An 18,140-nucleotide genomic window follows, 5' to 3' on the forward strand; every position below is an offset into this window, starting at 1 on the left:
ATGATGCGACCTTTCGCGCCTACCACTCGCCACCGCCGCTTCGGCCGGGCTGCCTCTGTGCTCTTCGGGATCGGCCTCTTGCTGACGCCGCTCTACGCCGGCGCTCAAGATGCTCCTGCCGCCGGCGACAGCGCCACCCAGGGCGACATCTCGGGCATTGAGGTCGAGGTCAGCGGCTCGGCCCGCCGTACCCTCCTGCCCATGGCCGTCCCCGACACGCAGGCCCTGGCCGGCGCCGACGGCACCATCGCCGATCAGGTCGAGCAGACCCTTCGCCGCAACCTCGACCTGGCCGGCTACTTCCGCGTGCTCCCCGTCGATAGCTTCTTCTTCGACACCCACAATGAGGGCGTGGCCGCCGCCGACATCAACTTCTCCAACTGGATGAACGTCGGTGCCCAGGGCCTCGTCAAAAGCACGGTGCGCGCCGAAGGCGACCAGATCGCCCTCGACCTGCGCCTCTTCTCCGTCGACCAGGGCCGCCAGGTCTCCCTGAACTGGTCCGCCAGCACGCTCAGCCCCGACGACGTCCAGAAGGAAGTCAACGCCTTTATCAACGCCGTCATTGAGCACTACACCGGCCAGCCCGGTTTCTTCGGCTCGCGCATCGCCTACTCGCAGCGCACCCGCTCCGGCGCCAAGCACATCTACGTGATGAACATCGACGGCAGCGGCGTGCAGCGCATCACCCGCAACAACGCCATCAACCTGCTCCCCTCCTTCGGCCCCGGCGGCGCGGTCTACTTCACGAGCTACCAGGATCAGAACCCCGACCTCTGGGTCTGGCGCGGCGGCCGCGTCTCCAAACTCTCCAGCCGCAGCGGCCAGAACAGCGGCGCCGCCTCCTGCGGCGGCAAGCTCGCGCTCACCCTCTCACTGGGGGGCGACAACACCGACGTCTACCTCATCAGCCCCGAAGACGGCTCCGTCGTCCAGCGGCTCACCGACCACTGGGCCATCGACGTCTCCCCGACCTGGAGCCCCGATTGCAGCCGCATCGCCTTCGTCTCCGGGCGCTCCGGCGGCGCCCACATCTACGTGATGAACGCCGACGGCTCCGAGCAGCGTCGCCTCACCTTCCAGGGCACCTACAACACCACCCCGGAGTGGTCGCCGCGCGGTGACCGCATCGTCTTCAGCGGACGCGATGAGCGTAACCACTACGACATCTTCGCCGTCGACCTGCAGGGCAACATCGAGCGTCTCACCCAGGATCAGGGCAACAACTTCGAGCCCAGCTACAGCCCCGATGGTCGCTACATCGTCTTCACCAGCGACCGTGGAGGGCAGGGCAAGCGCCTCTGGCTGATGAGCGCCGACGGCCTCTTCCAGAAACTGCTCACCGAAGAAGGCTCGGGATATGAGGAGGCCGCATGGGAACGCTAAACCACCGCCGCTCGAGCTTCTGGTCGAAGACCCCGATCCTCATCGCGCTCACGCTCCTTCTCAGCGCCTGCCCCAAACCTCCCCAGGAGGCCCTCGACGCCGCCGAGGCCGCCGTACTGGCCGCCGAAGGTCGCAAAGACTGCGCCGGCGAGAAGTTCGCGGCGGCGGAGGCCTTGCTGGAAGAGGCCAGGGCGCATGTGGCGGCTGAGGAGTATGAGGCCGCCGAGCGCAAGGCCCGCGCCGCCGAACGCCTTGCCCGCGAGGCACAAGAGCAGGCCGATGAGACCTGGGAAGACTGCCAGCGTCGCCTGGAGGCCGCCCGCCGCGCCGCCGAAGGCGGCACCCAGACTCAACCCACCGAGGTCGAGCAAGAGACCCCCGAAGAAGACCTCAAGCTCACCACGGTGCTCTTCCCCTACAACAGCGCCGAGATCTCCGAGACCTCTCGCCAGGCTCTGGAAACCAACCTGCGCTGGCTTCGCCAGAACCCCGACGCCACCATCCTGCTCGAAGGCCACACCGACGAACGCGGCACCTCCGAGTTCAACGTCGCCCTCGGCGAGCGTCGCGCCCGCTTTGTGCGCGACTATCTGGTGCAGCGCGGCATTGAGGCTGAGCGCCTCTCGACCCTCTCCTATGGCGAGGAGAAGCCGGTGGCGTTCGGGCAATCCGAGGATGACTTCGCCCGCAACCGTCGCGTGGAGTTTTTGCCCCGATGAGCGCCCGCGACTTCAAAGCGAGCATCGAGCAGATCGAGACGCTCCTGGCGTGTCCCACCTTCGTGGCGCTCGCCAGCTGGCGCGGCGAGTACGCGGTTGACCTCGATGAAGAGGCGGGCGGGCGCCTGGCTACGCAGGTGCTCCGCCGCTACCGCGAGGCCCCCTTCACCGACGCCGCTCTCGTGATCCTGGCGCGCGGGGGCCACGTCGCCTTCGCCGAGACCCTGCTGCGCACGCTCCGCCATCTCGACGTGAGTCTCACGGTCTTGGTCCCCCACGAAGTCAGCGGCATGGCCAGCGTGCTGGCGCTCGGCGCTGAGCGAATCGTGCTGCACCCGGCCGCCGGGCTCGGAGCCTGCGATCGCGGCATGTGTGTGCTGGAGCGCGTCCCCTGGACGGCGAACCTGCTTGAGCACCTGCCCGAGCTCACCGACCCCGCCATCTTTGGGGAGCAGGCCACCCAGACCCTGAGCACCGTCGCCAACCAGCAGCGCTACCGTGCCGAGGTTCGCCTGGCGCTCGCCCGTCAGGTCAGCGCCCGCCAGATCAGCCCGGAGCTCGTCGCCGCGACCTCCCTGGAGCGTCTGGGAGAGGAGGGCGTCGCCGACCTCGGGGGGCTTACCCGCGCCGGTGCCCGCGCCGAAGTCGCTTCCCCCGAACTGGCGGAACTTCTCGAACACCTCATCCGCGCCGCCCGCGACACCCACGGCCTCTTTGATACCCCGCGCGCCCGCTTCGAGCGCTCCACCGACTGGGCCGACGAGGTCGAGTTTGCCCCGGCCGAAGACGTCGCCGGCGCGCTCCTGGCCAGCGCCTCGCTGCGCGATCTTTATGTGCTTGATACCGGAAGCCCCGATCCCGACTCTCCGCGCCTCCAGGGCCGCTGGTTGAATCCCCACGGAACATAAAGCGCATCGGCCTCTCTGCGACACGAACCTTTTCGCTTGCATATTCCCCTACAAACCCTTAAATTCCTTAACAAGCGGATGCAACCTGCCTCGCCCTCTACGGGCAATCTCCTCACGAAAACTGAAGAACGGCCTTGCGGGTTGCACCGGTCTGCTCTACATAACAGCGCACTTCGCCCGACTCGGGCGCAAGGCTCGCCGGAGTGGCGGAATCGGTAGACGCGGCGGATTCAAAATCCGTTGATCGAGAGATCGTGCGGGTTCAAGTCCCGCCTCCGGTATCATCAAGAAAGCCCCTCAACGCCCGCGCGTTGAGGGGCTTTTCTGCGCTTGGTTCACCGCCCGACCTTCGGCCCGGTCCACGTTCGAGCACCGAGGTCCACAGGTCGTGGGCTTGCCTGGCTTCGCCCGCGGTGGTAAGACCCTGACTACTGCTGGAAGCAACGCCAAACTTGTATGGTCAAGGAGAGAGTTATGTCGCACGTGCGTGGCGCGCTGTTTTCGTTGGTAGCCCTGACGGTCTTCATGGTTGCCGCAACGGCTTCGGCCCAGGACTACAGCTTCCGGGACTGGAGCGACGTCAGCTCGGTCTGTCCCTCCTGCGACGCGGTCTCCACCGACGTCCTGGAGCTGACCAGCGGGCAGGAGATTCAGGGCAACGTCGTCGCCATCAACGCCGACTTCTACACCGTCGAGCGCTTTGGTGAAATCCGCACCGTGCCGACCTCTCAGGTCAGCTCGGTGAACTGGAAAGATGGATCGCAGCCCGCGGGCATCGACGCCCTCGACCAGATCGTGCTCAACAACGGGCATGTGCTCACCGGCGAGCTCGTCGTGGAGAATGAGGCCCCGGCGTACATGCAGCTGCGCGGCGCGTTGAATGACGCGACCTTCACCGTCTTCGCCACCCAGGCTGCCGCCGTCTACAAGGCCGGCCAGGCCCGGTAAGCTCCGAGGCCTTCAGGCCTTCCGATCGTAAAAAGGCCGCGCCCCTTTTGGGGGACGCGGCCTTTTTCGTACCTGCAACCTGAGCGCCGCCTGGCCTCAGTAGGAATGCAAGCGCGGGATATCGCCCCCGGCGCGCAACGCCTCAACCTCCACCACCGCCAGCTCCTGCAGGCGCGCCTTGACCTCCTCGCGTGAGAAGTGGTCGCGGGCCAGGTTGGTGTAGAGGGTGTAATGCATCGCCTCGGTCTCAAAGAGCTCGCGGTAGAAGGCTGCAAGCTCCGGGTCCTCCACGTTTTCGCTGAGGATGGCGAAGCGCTCACAGCTGCGCGCTTCAATGAGCCCCGCCACCAGCAACTTATCCATAAACATGTAGGGCTCCTCCGATCGTATCGCCTTCACGAGCTTCGAGGCGTAGGGGGCAGGCTCCAGGCGCACAAGCTCCACACCGCGGGCCTCCAGCACGTCGAGCATCCGCGAGAAGTGGTCCATCTCCTCCTGCACCACCGCGCTGAGCTGCCGCGCCAGGCCCGCGCGCCCGGTGTAGCGGAAGATCATGCTCAGCGCCGTCGACGCGGCGCGCTTCTCCAGGTGGGCGTGGTCGATCAGGATAAGGTCGAGATGCTCGCGTACCCGCTCGTACCACCCGTCATCGGTGGGTTGAGCCAGGTTGAGCATCTGTCGGGAGAGCGGGGCGTTCATAAGCGTCTCAATGAAGGTGCAGGGGGTGGGCAGGCAGCATCAACGTCTGCCCTTGCTCAAAGTAGAGGGGCCAGAGCGCCTGTGCCTCGATCGTCTCCAGCGAGCGACGCAGCGCGCCCTGCGGCAGATGATCGAGCAGGCGCGGCGCGTTGACGGCGGGCTCAGCCGCGATAAACGCTCCCAGCCAGGCGCGAAATCCCTGGGGGGCGGGCAGCCCACTCATACCACCGTAGGTGGTCACCTCGGCGCGGTCGGGGCTCAGGCCGGCCAGCTCCTCGGCGCGGCGCACCGCATCGAGGATGCCGCCGATGGTATCGACGAGCTTGGCCTCGCGCGCCGACGTACCCGTCCATACGCGCCCGCGGGCCACCTTGTCGAGCTCATCGGCGCTCAGGGGCCTCCCTGCCGAGGCCTGCGTCAGGAAGAGCTGGTAGAGGTAGCTCATGGTCTCACTGACCCCTTCGAGCTCCTCCTCGCTCCAGCCTCGCCAGAGCGAGAACATACCGGCACGCTCCCCGCGTTGAATCGGCGTCGAGCTCATACCCAGGCGCCCCGCGAGCTGCTCGAAGTTAAACTTACCGGCGAAGATCCCGACCGAGCCGGTCAGGGTGTTCGGCGTGGCAAAGATCTCGTCGGCGCCGGCGGCCACGTAATACCCGCCGCTGGCAGCTACGTTGCCCATCGAGGCGATCACAGGCTTGGTGCGTGCGAGCGCCCGCACCTCCCGGTAGATCAAATCGCTGGCCAGGGCGCTACCCCCGGGGCTGTCGATGCGCAGCACCACCGCCTTCACCCGCGCATCGCTCGCCAGCTGGCGCAGCGTGGCGTTGACGCTGGCCGCCCCCGTCATCACGCTGCCTCCCAGCGGCGAACGACCCGACCCACCGTCGATGATCGCGCCGTCGATGTAGACCACGGCGATCTCCGGACGCAGCCCCCAGGCCTCATCATCGATGGTCACCGGCTGGTAGCCCCGATCGACGCGAACGCCGGAGCCAAAAAGATCGCGCATGCGCTCGGGAAGCTCATCGTCGTAGACCAGCGCATCGACCAGACCACGGTCCAGGGCCTCATCCGGAAGCAGCGGGGCGTTATCGACGATCGCTTTAAACGCCTCGGCCTCAAGCCCCCGACGCAGCGCGATGCGGCTTGTGAGCTCATCGTAGATCGCCTCGACATACTCCCCGGTCTGCTCCCTGGCTTCTTCGGAGGGCATGGCGTTCACAAAGGCCTCCGGCGCCGACTTATACGCGCCGATGCGCACGAACTCCGCCTCCACGCCCATGTTCTCCAGAAGTCCCTGGTAGCTGGTCAACTCGGCCTGCAGCCCGGTGGGCGCATAAGGCGTGGCCGGCAGCATCCACACCTCGCGCGCCGCAGAGGCAGCGTAGATGCCGGCGGTGGTCGTCGAGCTCATCAGCGCCACGCTGTGTTTGCCCGCCTCATGAAGTCGCTGGAAGGCCTGATGCAGCTCCCAGAGCTGGCCATACCCCAGGTTGAAGTTGCCCACGCCCAGAATCACCCCGGCCACCGTGGGATCCTGCGTGATGGCGTCGATGTCTTGCATCAGGTTCAGGAAGCTGCGCGTCGAGGGACCGAAGAGCTGCGAGACGGCCTGCTCGGCAATGGAGTTATCCAGGTCCAGACGCACCCACCGCCGCGACGATCCGACCACCGAGCGCCGGCGCTGATTGCCCATCCACACCCGGCCGTTGAGCGCGTTAAACGCCACGTCGGCGCTCTCCGCATCTTTGCTCAGCAGGGCCGCCACCGAGGTGCCCAGAAGCCCCAGGCTCATCTCGGCCCCGGCGCTCATCGCCACGATGCGCGGTTCATGCTCGCGTTCGGTATCCAGCGAAATCGCGCTGCGCGCAAAGAGGCGCAACCCGGGGTAAACCTCACCCATCACCCGAGGTTCCACCGAGACGAGGCGAGCACCGCGGACGTGGTAGAGCTCGGTGTCGAAGATCAGGCGCCCGTCGAAGCCGCGCAGCGCCATCCCCAGGCCCAGTCGCATCGGCAGCGCGCTGTCTTCCTGCAGGTAGGCGGGCATCGCATCGCGGACCATCATCCCCAGCCCCAGGTGCTCACCAACCCGCCATTGCATGCCCACATCCAGCGTGGTCAGGTCGTTGAGGCGCTCGCTGCTGCGGCTCCCGAACATGTTGACGCCCAGGCCCACACTGAAGAAGCGCGGCATCGCGACGGCCGCCCCCAGAGTGTACTTTCGGTAGCTGCCCAGCTCCGGCCCCAGCTCCGGCCGCTTGAGCCACTGCACCTGGCCGCCCAGCCCCACATAGCCATTGCCCAGCGCAAAACTCGTGGCATGGCCCGAGCCCAGCACATCGTCAAAGGTGTCGGAGGGAATGAGGTAGCGGTAGCCCAGCTCCGAGCCGCGCACAAAACCCAGGCCGGCCGGGTTGGTCTCCAGGCTCGCGCTGTCGGCCTGGGTGGTCAGGGAGCTGTCGGGCACCGCCACCCCCTGGCTGGGGGAGGGCTGCGCAGAGAGTGTGGCGGGGATGGCGAACGTAAGCGCTACCAGAGAGAGCGCGACGCACTGGCGAGGGGAGATCATGGGTGAAATCCTTGCATCAAAACACGGGCAGCGACCCTCGCGCACACCTCAGCATGTGGCGCGCCGATCGATCAGTTAAAATCAGCTTCCACACCATCTTCCGGCACCGGCGCCGGGGCGGCCTTTGAGGGCGACGCCGCCGGTGCCGCCGGGCTCGCTCCCTGCTCCAACTCGCCGGAGGTCTGGACGATACGCATGACCTGGTCGATGAGGATCTGCGCCTCATCATTGGTCATGGAGGTGGTCACAAACAGATCGGCGGCCTGCTGGCGCACCGCCAGATTCTGCGCGGCGGGCGCAAGCCCGAACATCGCCACCAGCGGATTGCTCAGCGCCTGCTCGCGGGCCGCAGCGATGTCCTGGGCGGACTGGCGAGCGCGCTCATCGTCGCGCATCGTCATCACCATCGAAGCGAGCACCCGCGCCTTCAGGCGCACGCTCAGCGCCGCAAAGCTCGCATCGCCGGCCCCCCCTTCGTAGTTCGGCTGGATCATCATCACCACCCCGGGCGCCTCACCCAACTTCGTCAACGCCCCGGTGTAGCGTGCGCTCAGCAGCTCACCGCGCTCCAGCCGCGCGAGCACCTCATCGCGGTAGTCGCGTTGGCCGGTGAGCACCAGCACCGCCTTCTCTGAGAGGGTGACCACATCGATCTGCGCGGTGCGCACCCCGGCGCGCTCCCCCACGCTCAGCGCCGCGGCATCCGAGTTGCGGGCACGCACACCCTCCAGCACTTTGGCCGCCTCAAAATCCCCGCGCGCCGCCAGCACCGACCCTCGCACCGAGCTCAAATCCAGGCTCGACGGGTCCATCGGGTTGGCACCACCCCCGAGCATCGCCATGTTTAAGGGCGGGGTATCCGAGAGAATCACAAGCTCATCGAGATCCTTCTCGATCTCGATCTGCAGCGTCTCCTCCACCGCCTGTAGCGCCGGACCCACCGCCGGGTGCGAGCGCATCCACCCCAGCGCCGAGCGGAAAAATGGCGAGTCGCGGGTCTCATCGAAGTCGACCGCCATCACCGCGTCGTGACCGCCGGGCAGCGTCTCCAGAAGATCGCCCATCGCAAAGGCGGGCACCGTCGCCAGCAACACCAGCGCGCTCACACCCAGGGTCAGCGCCGAGCGCATCATCACAGAAAGGTTCTTCATCATCACAGGGCTCCTTCATCGAGCGTCAGGCTTAGAAAGGGTGGGGCTCGAACATGTCGCTGTCGCCTCACACTAGGTCTGGCGAGTAGGGGTGTAAAGCCGGGCACCGGTTTGTGTGCGGCGGCGAGGTGGGCATAGGATGTGGGGGCTACCGATGACGAGCGGACCTTTGATCTTCGACACCCTCCACCACACCGACGAGGCATTATGACGACCGCACGCGCTCTGCCGCCCACGCTCCTGACCCATCGCCGCACCGCCTACCGACCGCGCACCGCCGAGGGCGATGGCGATCTCCTGGCGAGTAAGTTCAGCGGTCGGCCCTGGCTCAAAGCGGATGAAGCCTGGCCTACATGCCCCAACTGCAACAAGCCTCAGCAGCTCTTTGTTCAGCTCAACCTCGCTACGTTGCCTCAACCCGAGCAGCAGCGCGTGGGGAAGAGCGGCCTCTTGCAACTCTTTTACTGCACCAGCAGCGACCCGCTCTGCGAGGTGGAATGCCAGGCTTTCTTCCCCTTCGCCCGCAGCGTGATGGCTCGCCGCATCGACGACCCCACCGGCCCCACCAACCTCAACGCTTCCGGGCCTGCGGAGCCTTTCGCCCCTCGTCGCATCGAGAGCTGGGAGCCCATCGAGGATGACGTCCCCGGCTACGAAGAACTCTACCAGATGGGTCATGAGATCAGCCCCGAGGAGGAGCAGGCGCTCGAAGAGGCCGAGCGCCCGGCCACCGGCGACAAACTCGGCGGCTGGCCGGCCTGGGTCCAGGGCGTCGAGTACCCCAACTGCCCTCAATGCGACGCGCAGATGGAGGTGGTCTTGCAGATCGACTCCGAAGACAACCTCCCCTACATGTTCGGTGACATGGGCGCCGGACACCTGACCTGCTGTCCGAACCACCCCGACGTGCTGACCTTTGCCTGGGCCTGCTATTGATGAGCAAGACGACGACACCGGCCGAAGAGCCGCGCTGGATGCGCTGGGCAATGGCGCTCTTGATGCTACCCCTGGCGCTGCTCGCACTCGGCGTGCTGACCTACGCCGGCGGCGCTGGCGGTGAGCTCAGCCCGATGCGGCTGGGGCTGGGACTTGCGGTAGGGGGGGCGATGGTCGCCTGGCCGGTGATGCTGGGCATCAAGCGCGGCGGCCTGCTCGTGGCGTTGGTCGCCGCGCTCCTGAGCATCTTTTATGGGGCGCAACGCCCCGCAGCCGATCGCAACTGGCAGGAGAACGTCTCGCGCGCCCCGCGGGCGAGCATTGAGGGCCGGGAGGTGACCATCCGCGATGTGCGCGACTTCCGCTACGATGAGGAGGGAGAGGTTGAGGAAGCCCGCTGGTACGACGCAACTTACAACCTCGACGAGATTCAGCAGGCCTACTTCATCCTCACCACCTTCGGCGGAGTACCCGGAGTGGCGCATGTGATGGTGAGTTTTGAGTTTAGCGACGAGCGCTTTGTGGTGCTCTCCGCTGAGGCGCGTCGTGAGGAGGGTGAGAGCTATGATCCCCTCGGCGGGATGTTTCGTCAGTACGAGCTCTTTTATGTGGCCGCCGACGAGCGCGACGCCCTGGGGCTGCGCACGCGCGTCCATAAAGATCCCACCTGGGTGATTCCCATGAACGCCGGACCGGAGAAGACCGCCGCCTTTTTCGTCGACATGGTTCAGCGCCTGGAGACCCTGGCTAAAGAGCCGAGCTGGTACCACACCGTGCTCAACTCCTGCTCCTCCAACCTCGCTGCGCATTATGAGCGGATCAACGCGGTGGAACTTCCCCCGGACTACCGGGTGCTGCTTCCCGGGTTTAGCGAAGAGCTCATCGCCGAGCTCGATCTTCTCCCGGAGGGGGTGAGTGTGGCCGAGGCACGTGAGCGATTCTTGATCAACGAGCGGGCCCTCGCTGCGCCCCTTGATGCGAACTTCTCCCGGGCGATCCGCAGCACCCCTTAAGCTCATGCGCGTGTCATCATCCCGGCGAAGCCAGCACACCGCCTTTCACCTGGAGCGACCATGGACGTGAGCCTCATCCGAAACGTCACCTTGATCGACGACGTGTGGCAGGGCGTACAGCTGGCGAGCGCCTCCCCGGCCGACATCGGGCTCTTTATGGGCGTGGGGCTGATGCTCTTTCTGGCCTACCGGGCGCTCGCGCGAAAGCGTCTTATCGAAGATCTGCCGCGCTCGACCTGCGGTGGGCTGACCGTGGGCATGTGCCGCGTCCGGGGCAAAGCGGGCGCCGAACGTGACCACGAGTTATTGAAAGCCCCGGGCTCCGACACACAGGTCGTGTACTGGTCGGAGCGCGTCGAAGAGCAGGTCGCGATCGTCGAAGATGCGCCGCCCACCCGTAGGCGTCGTCGCCACAACCGCGTACGCTACGAGTGGCAGGAGGTCAGCCACCGCACCTCGCGCGCGACCTTCTGGCTCTTGGACGAGACCGGCCGCGTGGAGGTCGACCCACGAGGCGCCCACATGGACACCCGCGTCGACTTTCAGGAGGTCTTCGAAGTCGGTTATCCGGGCGCTCGCAGGCGCTCCCGTGCCAGGCGCCGCGGAGGGCGCACGGGGCTTCGCCGCCGCGAGGTGCGCGTGATCTATCCGGGGGAGGAGGTCAGCATCATCGGCCCGGCGAGGCTTGTGGACACGGGTGATCGCCTGCGCATCGGGCCGGGGGACTGGCAGGCCCCCGACTATGTGATCACGACCCGCGGAGAGGCAAAGGTTGCCAGCGCCTATGGCCGCTGGGCCTTGTTTCTGGTGCTCGTCGCCCTGGCGCTGGTGGGTTTCTGGTGGGGCGGCAGGATGGCCGCCGGGCATCTGACTCTGCTGCACACCTGGCCCCTGATCGGAGAAGACCCAAGCGCGCGCTGGCTTTTGATGATGTTGGCCATTGCCTGCGTGGTCGTGCTTTACCTGAAGGTGATGCTCGATGGGCTGGTGGCGCTGCAAAAGCGCGTCGAGAGGGCCTGGTCGATGCTGGAGGTGGAGCTTTCCCGGCGGCATCACCTGATCGCAACGCTCGCAAATCTTGTCCGGGGCTACGGGGCGCGGGAGGCCGAGCTGATGCGCCAGGTCGCTCGAATGCGCCGGAATGCTCAACCTGGCGATGGCGAGCAGCCCGGGCGCTCGAAAGGGCACTCGGAGCGCGATGTTGGGGTTACCCGGGAGGTGGATGCCCTGGCGGAAGCCTATCCTGCGCTGCGCTCAAGCGAGCACTACGGGCGCTTGATGGACGAGCTGCGCACCACCGAAGATCGGGTGGCGTGGGCGCGCGCCTTCTACAACGATTCGGTCGAGCGTTTTAATACGCGTCTGCAGCGCGTGCCGGACAACCTCGTGGCGCGTCTGCTCGGCGTGCGGCGGGCACTTTATGAGCGCGAGCGTCGGCCGACGAGCCCGGAGCGCGGCGCATGAAACGTGCAGGAGTCTTTGCAGTGATGATCATGGCGTTGGGAGCGATGCTGATGGGCTGGCAGAGCCGACTGATCTTCTACCCGGAGCGTCTTCCGCAGGACGTTGAGTTTGATCTGCCGCTGAGCGCAGAAGAGGTGCAGATAAACACCGAAGATGGGGAAAACCTCAGCGGCGTGCTCCACCGCGCGCAGGCCAGCCGAGGGGTGATCCTCTACCTTCACGGCAACGCCGGAAGTCTGCGCACCTGGAAAGATGTCACCTCCGACCTGGTCCCCCTCGGCTACGACACGCTGGTCATCGACTACCGCGGCTACGGCAAGAGCACCGGTCGCATCACCGAGGCGGGGCTCTACGAAGACGGTCGCGCCGCCTACCGCTGGCTGATCGAGCGGGGGTACCGCGCCGACGATGTTGTGATTTACGGCCGCAGCATCGGAAGCGGCATCGCCTCAAAGTTGGCGAGTGAGGTTGAGGCAAGCGCGCTCATCCTGGAGTCACCCTTCAGCAGCCTGGTGACCCTGGGCCGCGAGCTGATGCCCTGGGCACTCCCTCGACTGACCCTGCGTTTTCGCTTCCCCAATGAGGATCATCTGGCAGCAACCTCTTTGCCGGTGCTCTTACTTCACGGCAGCAACGACGAGCTCATCGGCGCGCATCATAGCGAGCGCCTGGCCGACGTCCTCGGCGCACGCAGTGAGCTGCACCTCATCGAAGGGGGCGCTCATAACGACCTGGCCGCGTTCGCTCCCTACCATGAAGTGCTCGCTGCGTTTCTCACGCAACATGGAGGGAGCGGCGCGGCCTTCGTACCCACCCTAAGCCCTGCTCCTTAAGCGACGCTCATGGACGCCACTCGATCTGAAAACCGATCATCGGGCCGCCCTGGCTGACCTCCACATAGCAGCGTTGATCGCCGGTGGGGGCGGGCTCACCGGAGGGCAACTCGGGCCCGCTTCCGCAGTCCACCTCGCGGGTGCCCCGAAGTTGTGCGAGTCCGACGGTGGGCACGAAGAAGAGCGAGCCGTGGTCGCCATTGCCGCGCGCCAGCACCTTCAGACCGACCTCGCCAAAGGCGTGGCCGGCAAAGCCCGCGCCCCCGCGCGCGACGATCCACGACGACTTGCCGATCGAGCCCGCCGGCACCTGCGCACCGCCGGCGGTACCCCCGTAGCGAAACGCGCCGTCGTAGAGAAAGAAGTTGTTGACCAGTTGAACATGAATGCCGTCGAGCGCCCCCAGGCGAACCTTTTGGGAGATGGCAAACCCCAGCTCCGCCCCGAACCCGCCCGTGTCACTGCCGCCGCTCTGGTAAGCGGTGGAGTTGATGGTGGTCGTGCCAAAACCAATGCCAACCTGAAAGGGCGTCGTGTCGTACGAGATGATCGCCGTGCCGATCACCGCCAGCAGGTTCGCCGCGCGCGAGAAGCCCACCGCCAGCGGGTCGATGAGCAGCTCGGCTGTCCACGGCCCCTCAAACTGATAGGCGGCAGACGCCTCGCTCAATGAGCCCGCGCCCACCGTACCCAGCGCCAGAAAGGGGCGCAGCGTAAAGCTCAGCCTCGCAAGCCCGGGGAGGCGAGGGGGTGTGAGCCGGCTGGTGGTCGACTCCTGTGGGGTCGGTCGGGCCAGCGCTCCGGTGGGCACCCGCTCATTGATACCGAGGTTGAGCTCGGCGCGGTTCTCACTGAGCGACTGGATTGGCGCAATCGCCAGCGTACGCACGCGCTCGGTGCTCTCAGATGTGTCGCCCAGCCGCACGCTCTTGACCTCATAAAGCTCAAGGTGTTGCCCGGGCTGAAGCCCCTGCGCGCTGCCCATATCGACGATGACGCTGCCGTGGTGGCTCTCCACAACTGTGGCGACCACCTCGCTCGTCGGGGTGGATGGCGAGGGTGCGGAGGGGCGCGGCGCAGCCGGGCCTTCTGGCGAGGTCGTGGGGCCGGAGGGAAGGGGCAAGCCCGAGAGCAACGTCGCTTCCTGGCGCCGTGTGATCACCCAGACATCATCCTCAGCGGGCAATAGCGCCTCAATGGGACCTGCCGCCCGGCGTACCTCCATCGAACCCTCACGCACCACGAGCACGCGTTGGTCGGCACACGCCAGCACCGGGCCTTGTTCCAGCATCAGGCTGGCGACGAGCTCGCAGTCTTCGGCCCGGGCGCGTGAGGCAATCACGTCTTCGGCATTCGCATCCTCGGCAACATCATCACCCGGGGGAGACGTTTGCTGCGGGAGCGCGTCGTCGTCCGAAGCCGGGGCCTCTTGAGCGGAGGCCTGGGGCAACGCGAGCAGGGCCGCAAAAAGCGCGGCGGTCAAACGAAGAGGTGCGGCGTGGCAAAGGGCGGGGCGCACAAACATAAGCAAGCTCCATCGGCAAGAAGACGGGCATCCAGCGAAACGGGTCGCGATGACGCGATGGTAATGACCGAATCTTTGAAAACAAAGGGCTCGCCCCTCTGCGTCACACACACCCGGCGACCCGACGTGCAAAAGCCCCGGCGCGCCATCATGGCTCGCCGGGGCTTTTACTCTCACACACATGTAAGCACGTCAGTCTTACCCGCGTTCCCGGTCGAGCTGCTGGGCATGCAGGCAGGTCACCACCGCCAGATGCACAATCGAGGGGACCGAGCACGCGAACTGCAGCACGTTCACCGGACGGCGCATCCCCAGCAAAATGGGGCCGATCACCTCCGCACCACCGAGTTGGTTGAGGAGCTTGTAGCCGATGTTACCCGCGTTGAGGTCCGGGAAGATCAAGACGTTGGCTTCCCCCTCCAGCGTGGAGAACGCAAACTTATCGGCGCGCAGCTCCGCCTCGGTGGCAAACTCCAGCTGCATCTCGCCATCGACGTTGAGCTCGGGGCGACGCTTCTTGATGATCCGTGTCGCCTCGGCCACGCGGCTGGCGTCCGCATGGCGGCTCGCCCCGAAGTTGGTGTAGCTGAGCATCGCGACGCGCGGCTCCAGGTCGAAGAGGCGCGCGGCGTCGGCGGTGGCGATGGCGATGTCGGCAAGGGTATCGGCGTCGGGATCGATGTTGACCGTGGTGTCGGCAAAGAGTTTGACGCCGCGCCGCGTGACGACCACGTGCATGCCCGCAACGCGACTCTGGCGCTCATCGACGCCGATGATCTGCAGCGCGGGCTTGAGTGACTCGCGGTAAGGCCGCGTCACCCCGGAGACGACCCCATCGGCCAGCCCCTCGTGCACCAGCAGCATCGCGTAAGGCTCCGGGCTGCGCAGGTGGTTGCGCGCATCTGCGATCGTCACGCCTTTGCGCTGGCGCATCCGGTAATACACGTGGGCCAACTCCTCAAAACGCGGGTCGCGCTCATTGTCGAGAAGTTCAATGCCGGTGAGGTCGATATCGAGATCCCGGGCCCGCTGGCGGATGACGTCTACCGGCCCCAGAAGGATCGGGCAGGCGATGCCTTCGTCGACGAGAATCTGCGCCGCCTTGATGATCTTATCCTCGGTCCCTTCGGGGAAGACGATGCGTTTAGGCTCGCGCTTGGCAACGTTGATCAACCGCCGCATCAGCCCCTTGGAGACGCCCTGGAGACGCTCAAGCTCCTCGACATACGCAGGCAGGTCGAGCGTCTGGCGCGCGACGCCTTCGGCCATCGCCGCCTCCGCGATGGCTGGCGAGAGGCGCAGCAGCACGCGGGGGTCGAAGGGTTTGGGGATGATGTACTCGGGCCCAAAACGAATATGGCTCTCATCGTAGGCTTCTGAGACCACCTCCGGGACTTCTTCGCGCGCAAGGGCGGCCAGCGCATGCACGGCGGCCAACTTCATCGACTCGGTGATGCGCCGCGCCCCCACATCGAGCGCGCCCCGGAAGATGAAGGGAAAGCCCAGCACGTTGTTGACCTGATTGGGGTAGTCGCTGCGCCCGGTGGCCATGATTGCGTCGTCGCGCACCGCCATCACGTCGGGATAGGCGATCTCCGGGTCGGGGTTGGCCAGCGCAAAGATGATGGGGCGTTCGGCCATTGAGGCGACCATCTCGCGTGAGACGATGCCCCCGGCGGCCAGCCCGACAAACACGTCGGCCCCGTCTATGGCTTCGGCCAGGGTGCGTCGGTCGGTCTCATGAGCGAAGTGTCCCTTGTAGGGATCCATAGCGATCTCGCGCCCCTGATAGATGACGCCGTGAATGTCGACCATGGTGATGTGCTCGTGTCTCACCCCGAGCGACTCGTAAAGGCGCGCGCAGGCCACCGCGCCGGCTCCGGCGCCGGCGAAGACCACGCGCACCTCTTCGATCTCTTTTTTCTGCAGCGCCAGCGCGTTGATCAGCGCCGCACCGGTGATGATCGCCGTGCCGTGCTGGTCGTCGTGAAAGACCGGGATGTCGAGCTCATCGCGCAGGCGCTCCTCGATGGCAAAGCAATGCGGCGCGGCAATATCTTCGAGGTTGATACCCCCGAAGGTAGGTTCCAACGCCTTAACGCAGCGCGCAAACGCGTCCGGGTCGCGCTCGTCGAGCTCAATATCGAACGCATCAATGCCGGCCAGAACCTTAAAGAGCACAGCTTTGCCCTCCATCACCGGTTTGCTGGCCAGCGCGCCGATATCGCCCAACCCCAGGGTGGCGGTGCCGTTGGTGATGATGCCCACCAGGTTTTTGCGATTGGTGTAGCGAAAGGCCGCCTGCGGATCGGCAGCGATCTCGCGGCAGGGCTCGGCCACCCCGGGGCTGTAGGCCAGCGCCAGATCGCGCTGCGTGGAGAGGGGTTTGGTGGGGAGGACCTCGACCTTACCGGGACGGGGAAACTCGTGGTAATCGAGGGCGTCTTTGCGGCGGATGGGGCCGTCGTGCTTGGAGTTGACGGTCATGGCTGAGGTACTCCGGGAGGGGGGATGGCAAGGCGGGTCAGGTGTCGGCCAGAAGCTCTTCGAGATCGGCCAGCGCCTGGGTGACGTCGAAGCGGGAGAGGCCGCGGCGCCGCAGCTCGGTGTCGTCGAGCGTCCGCAGACGTTGATAATAGCTTCGAGCGCGTTGGCCAAGGCGAGCGCGCTCCGTGGGGGAGTCGGCCAGAAGATGGAGGGCGTGAAAGAGGGTGTCTTCGGCCCGATCGTCGATGCGGTGCTCCGCATAGAAGTCGAAGAGCTCGGCGTAGGCGCCGGCCACCTCCCGGGGCGTCAACGCCAGGGCGGCGACCGGATGAACGAGCAGCCGGTGCAGATGGTGGGCCGCGTAGCGATCTTCGTCGGTGAGGCGCTCACGCAGGGTCTGCCGCAGCGCGCAGAACGCCAGCCCCGCGCTATGCGCCGCGGCCCCCTCCTGACCCAGATCGTGGAGCATGGCGGCGCGCAACGTAAAAAGCCGCCCCAGTGAGGCCAGAAGGGGCGCATCCAGCGCCCGAAGATCCTCATACGCCAGGGTATGCAAGAGCTCCTGGCGCGTGTGCAGATGCTCGGCCAGCGTCTGGTCGAGCGCCGCCAGCGCCATCGCATCGTCGGTGGTCTCACTGCGAGCCCCGGCGACGCGTTTGTAGGTTCTGGAGAGGGCCTCCAGCGCGCGCATCAGATGTTCATTTTTTACGATCATAAGTGAGGATCAAAACGCAGAGGGCGGATGCGACGCCGGAGGTCAGCGTGAGGCTTAGCTCTCGCGCGGGTCGTAGCCCAGAAGTTGGTCGGCGACCTCGCCAGCGCTCAGCTCATCGTCCTCGATGATGGTGAGCGCTTCGGCGTCGCTCATGGAGAGCTCCAGGCTGTTCACCAGGCGTTGAACTTCTCCCGGCTCCAGCTCCCCGCGGTCGAGCTCGTCGAGCATGATGATGAGTTGTTCACGGCTGAGGCGTCGTTTCATGGTGCGCTCCTTTGCATGAGGTTTGTAGGAGACTGCAATCACAGAGTGATAAGCACCACGATGCCCGCCGACAGCTCAGGGCGTTGCGGCAGGCTGCGGCAACGCCGCGCGCATGCAGGTCATGTAGACCTCGCGATCGTGATCGACGGCGAAATCACCGGCCTCGTTCATCACCATCGCCTCATTGAAGCAAGGGCGGTGGTGGCTTCCGATGGCGTCGGCGCACACGCTCTCATCGTGTTGCCCCACACAACGGCGCTCAAAGTAGTGGGCGAACTCGTGGGCGACCTCCGGATCGTAGGGAGGGCTCTCCACGAAGTTGACGTAGGACCAGGCGGCGACACCACCGACGATGATCAGGGCGATTGCGACAACGATGAGCTTGGAGCTTTGCACGGCACCCTCGGGACACCAGGGGGAGGCGACGATGGCCTCGGGGAAAGGAACTCGACATGTAGGCAATTTTACGGGTATGAACAACCAACATATCCGACGGCCCGATGGGCCTGACCTGGCG

The 18,140-nt window shown here is 65.8% G+C and carries 16 protein-coding genes and 1 tRNA gene; 9 read left to right on the top strand and 8 right to left on the bottom strand.

What is annotated here, in order from left to right:
* From FRC98_RS03275 to FRC98_RS03295, 5 genes are all read left to right on the top strand, one after another.
* On the top strand, positions 1-1,386 hold the full coding sequence (locus tag FRC98_RS03275; RefSeq protein ID WP_230467222.1) for a DPP IV N-terminal domain-containing protein: 1,386 nt from the start codon (positions 1-3) through the stop codon (positions 1,384-1,386).
* Positions 1,374-2,105, top strand: coding sequence for an OmpA family protein (locus FRC98_RS03280; RefSeq protein ID WP_146979859.1), 732 nt, complete (start codon positions 1,374-1,376; stop codon positions 2,103-2,105). The genes FRC98_RS03275 and FRC98_RS03280 overlap by 13 nt, the downstream gene beginning before the upstream one ends.
* The gene (locus FRC98_RS03285; RefSeq protein WP_146979860.1) at positions 2,102-3,013 is read left to right on the top strand and encodes a Clp protease/crotonase-like domain-containing protein; all 912 of its coding nucleotides are present in this window, start codon (positions 2,102-2,104) and stop codon (positions 3,011-3,013) included. Before FRC98_RS03280 ends, FRC98_RS03285 begins: the two co-directional genes overlap by 4 nt.
* Before the next feature lie 197 nt (positions 3,014-3,210).
* A tRNA-Leu gene (locus FRC98_RS03290) sits at positions 3,211-3,294 on the top strand.
* A 193-nt stretch (positions 3,295-3,487) separates the two neighbouring features.
* Positions 3,488-3,961: a hypothetical protein gene (locus FRC98_RS03295; RefSeq protein ID WP_146979861.1), complete on the top strand. Its 474-nt coding sequence runs from the start codon at positions 3,488-3,490 to the stop codon at positions 3,959-3,961.
* Between the two features lie 96 nt (positions 3,962-4,057).
* On the opposite strand, the gene FRC98_RS03300 is transcribed toward FRC98_RS03295, so the two are convergent.
* The 3 genes from FRC98_RS03300 to FRC98_RS03310 all read right to left on the bottom strand — a co-directional run bounded on the left by FRC98_RS03300 (position 4,058) and on the right by FRC98_RS03310 (position 8,389).
* On the bottom strand, positions 4,058-4,660 hold the full coding sequence (locus FRC98_RS03300; protein WP_146979862.1) for a MiaE family protein: 603 nt from the start codon (positions 4,658-4,660) through the stop codon (positions 4,058-4,060).
* A gap of 7 nt (positions 4,661-4,667) precedes the next feature.
* Positions 4,668-7,235: a signal peptide peptidase SppA gene (sppA, locus tag FRC98_RS03305; protein WP_146979863.1), complete on the bottom strand. Its 2,568-nt coding sequence runs from the start codon at positions 7,233-7,235 to the stop codon at positions 4,668-4,670.
* A gap of 71 nt (positions 7,236-7,306) precedes the next feature.
* Positions 7,307-8,389, bottom strand: a complete 1,083-nt coding sequence (locus tag FRC98_RS03310; protein ID WP_146979864.1) for a hypothetical protein — start codon at positions 8,387-8,389, stop codon at positions 7,307-7,309.
* Positions 8,390-8,593: 204 nt separating this feature from the next.
* Here FRC98_RS03310 and FRC98_RS03315 point away from each other — a divergent pair, with 204 nt between their 5' ends.
* From FRC98_RS03315 to FRC98_RS03330, 4 genes are read left to right on the top strand one after another with little or no spacing between them, the layout of a single operon-like run.
* Positions 8,594-9,322 carry a DUF1963 domain-containing protein gene (locus FRC98_RS03315; RefSeq protein WP_146979865.1) on the top strand — a complete coding sequence of 243 codons (729 nt, stop codon included), beginning with the start codon at positions 8,594-8,596 and terminating at the stop codon, positions 9,320-9,322.
* Positions 9,322-10,335, top strand: a complete 1,014-nt coding sequence (locus FRC98_RS03320; RefSeq protein ID WP_146979866.1) for an Lnb N-terminal periplasmic domain-containing protein — start codon at positions 9,322-9,324, stop codon at positions 10,333-10,335. The genes FRC98_RS03315 and FRC98_RS03320 overlap by 1 nt, the downstream gene beginning before the upstream one ends.
* 60 nt (positions 10,336-10,395) lie before the next feature.
* On the top strand, positions 10,396-11,799 hold the full coding sequence (locus tag FRC98_RS03325; protein WP_146979867.1) for a LemA family protein: 1,404 nt from the start codon (positions 10,396-10,398) through the stop codon (positions 11,797-11,799).
* The gene (locus tag FRC98_RS03330) at positions 11,796-12,632 is read left to right on the top strand and encodes an alpha/beta hydrolase (protein ID WP_146979868.1); all 837 of its coding nucleotides are present in this window, start codon (positions 11,796-11,798) and stop codon (positions 12,630-12,632) included. The genes FRC98_RS03325 and FRC98_RS03330 overlap by 4 nt, the downstream gene beginning before the upstream one ends.
* Positions 12,633-12,639: 7 nt before the next feature.
* Here FRC98_RS03330 and FRC98_RS03335 read toward each other — a convergent pair whose 3' ends face one another.
* From FRC98_RS03335 to FRC98_RS03355, 5 genes are all read right to left on the bottom strand, one after another.
* Entirely contained in the window at positions 12,640-14,157 is a 1,518-nt protein-coding gene (locus FRC98_RS03335; protein ID WP_146979869.1) for a hypothetical protein, read from the bottom strand.
* Between the two features lie 198 nt (positions 14,158-14,355).
* Positions 14,356-16,644 carry an NADP-dependent malic enzyme gene (locus FRC98_RS21980; RefSeq protein ID WP_146979870.1) on the bottom strand — a complete coding sequence of 763 codons (2,289 nt, stop codon included), beginning with the start codon at positions 16,642-16,644 and terminating at the stop codon, positions 14,356-14,358.
* A 37-nt stretch (positions 16,645-16,681) separates the two neighbouring features.
* On the bottom strand, positions 16,682-17,359 hold the full coding sequence (locus FRC98_RS03345) for a DUF6483 family protein (RefSeq protein ID WP_146979871.1): 678 nt from the start codon (positions 17,357-17,359) through the stop codon (positions 16,682-16,684).
* Between the two features lie 54 nt (positions 17,360-17,413).
* Entirely contained in the window at positions 17,414-17,623 is a 210-nt protein-coding gene (locus FRC98_RS03350) for a hypothetical protein (protein WP_146979872.1), read from the bottom strand.
* A gap of 75 nt (positions 17,624-17,698) precedes the next feature.
* On the bottom strand, positions 17,699-18,019 hold the full coding sequence (locus FRC98_RS03355; protein ID WP_146979873.1) for a hypothetical protein: 321 nt from the start codon (positions 18,017-18,019) through the stop codon (positions 17,699-17,701).
* Between the last annotated feature and the right edge of the window lie 121 nt (positions 18,020-18,140).

It is taken from the genome of Lujinxingia vulgaris, from assembly GCF_007997015.1.
GTDB classification, from domain to species: domain Bacteria; phylum Myxococcota_A; class Bradymonadia; order Bradymonadales; family Bradymonadaceae; genus Lujinxingia; species Lujinxingia vulgaris.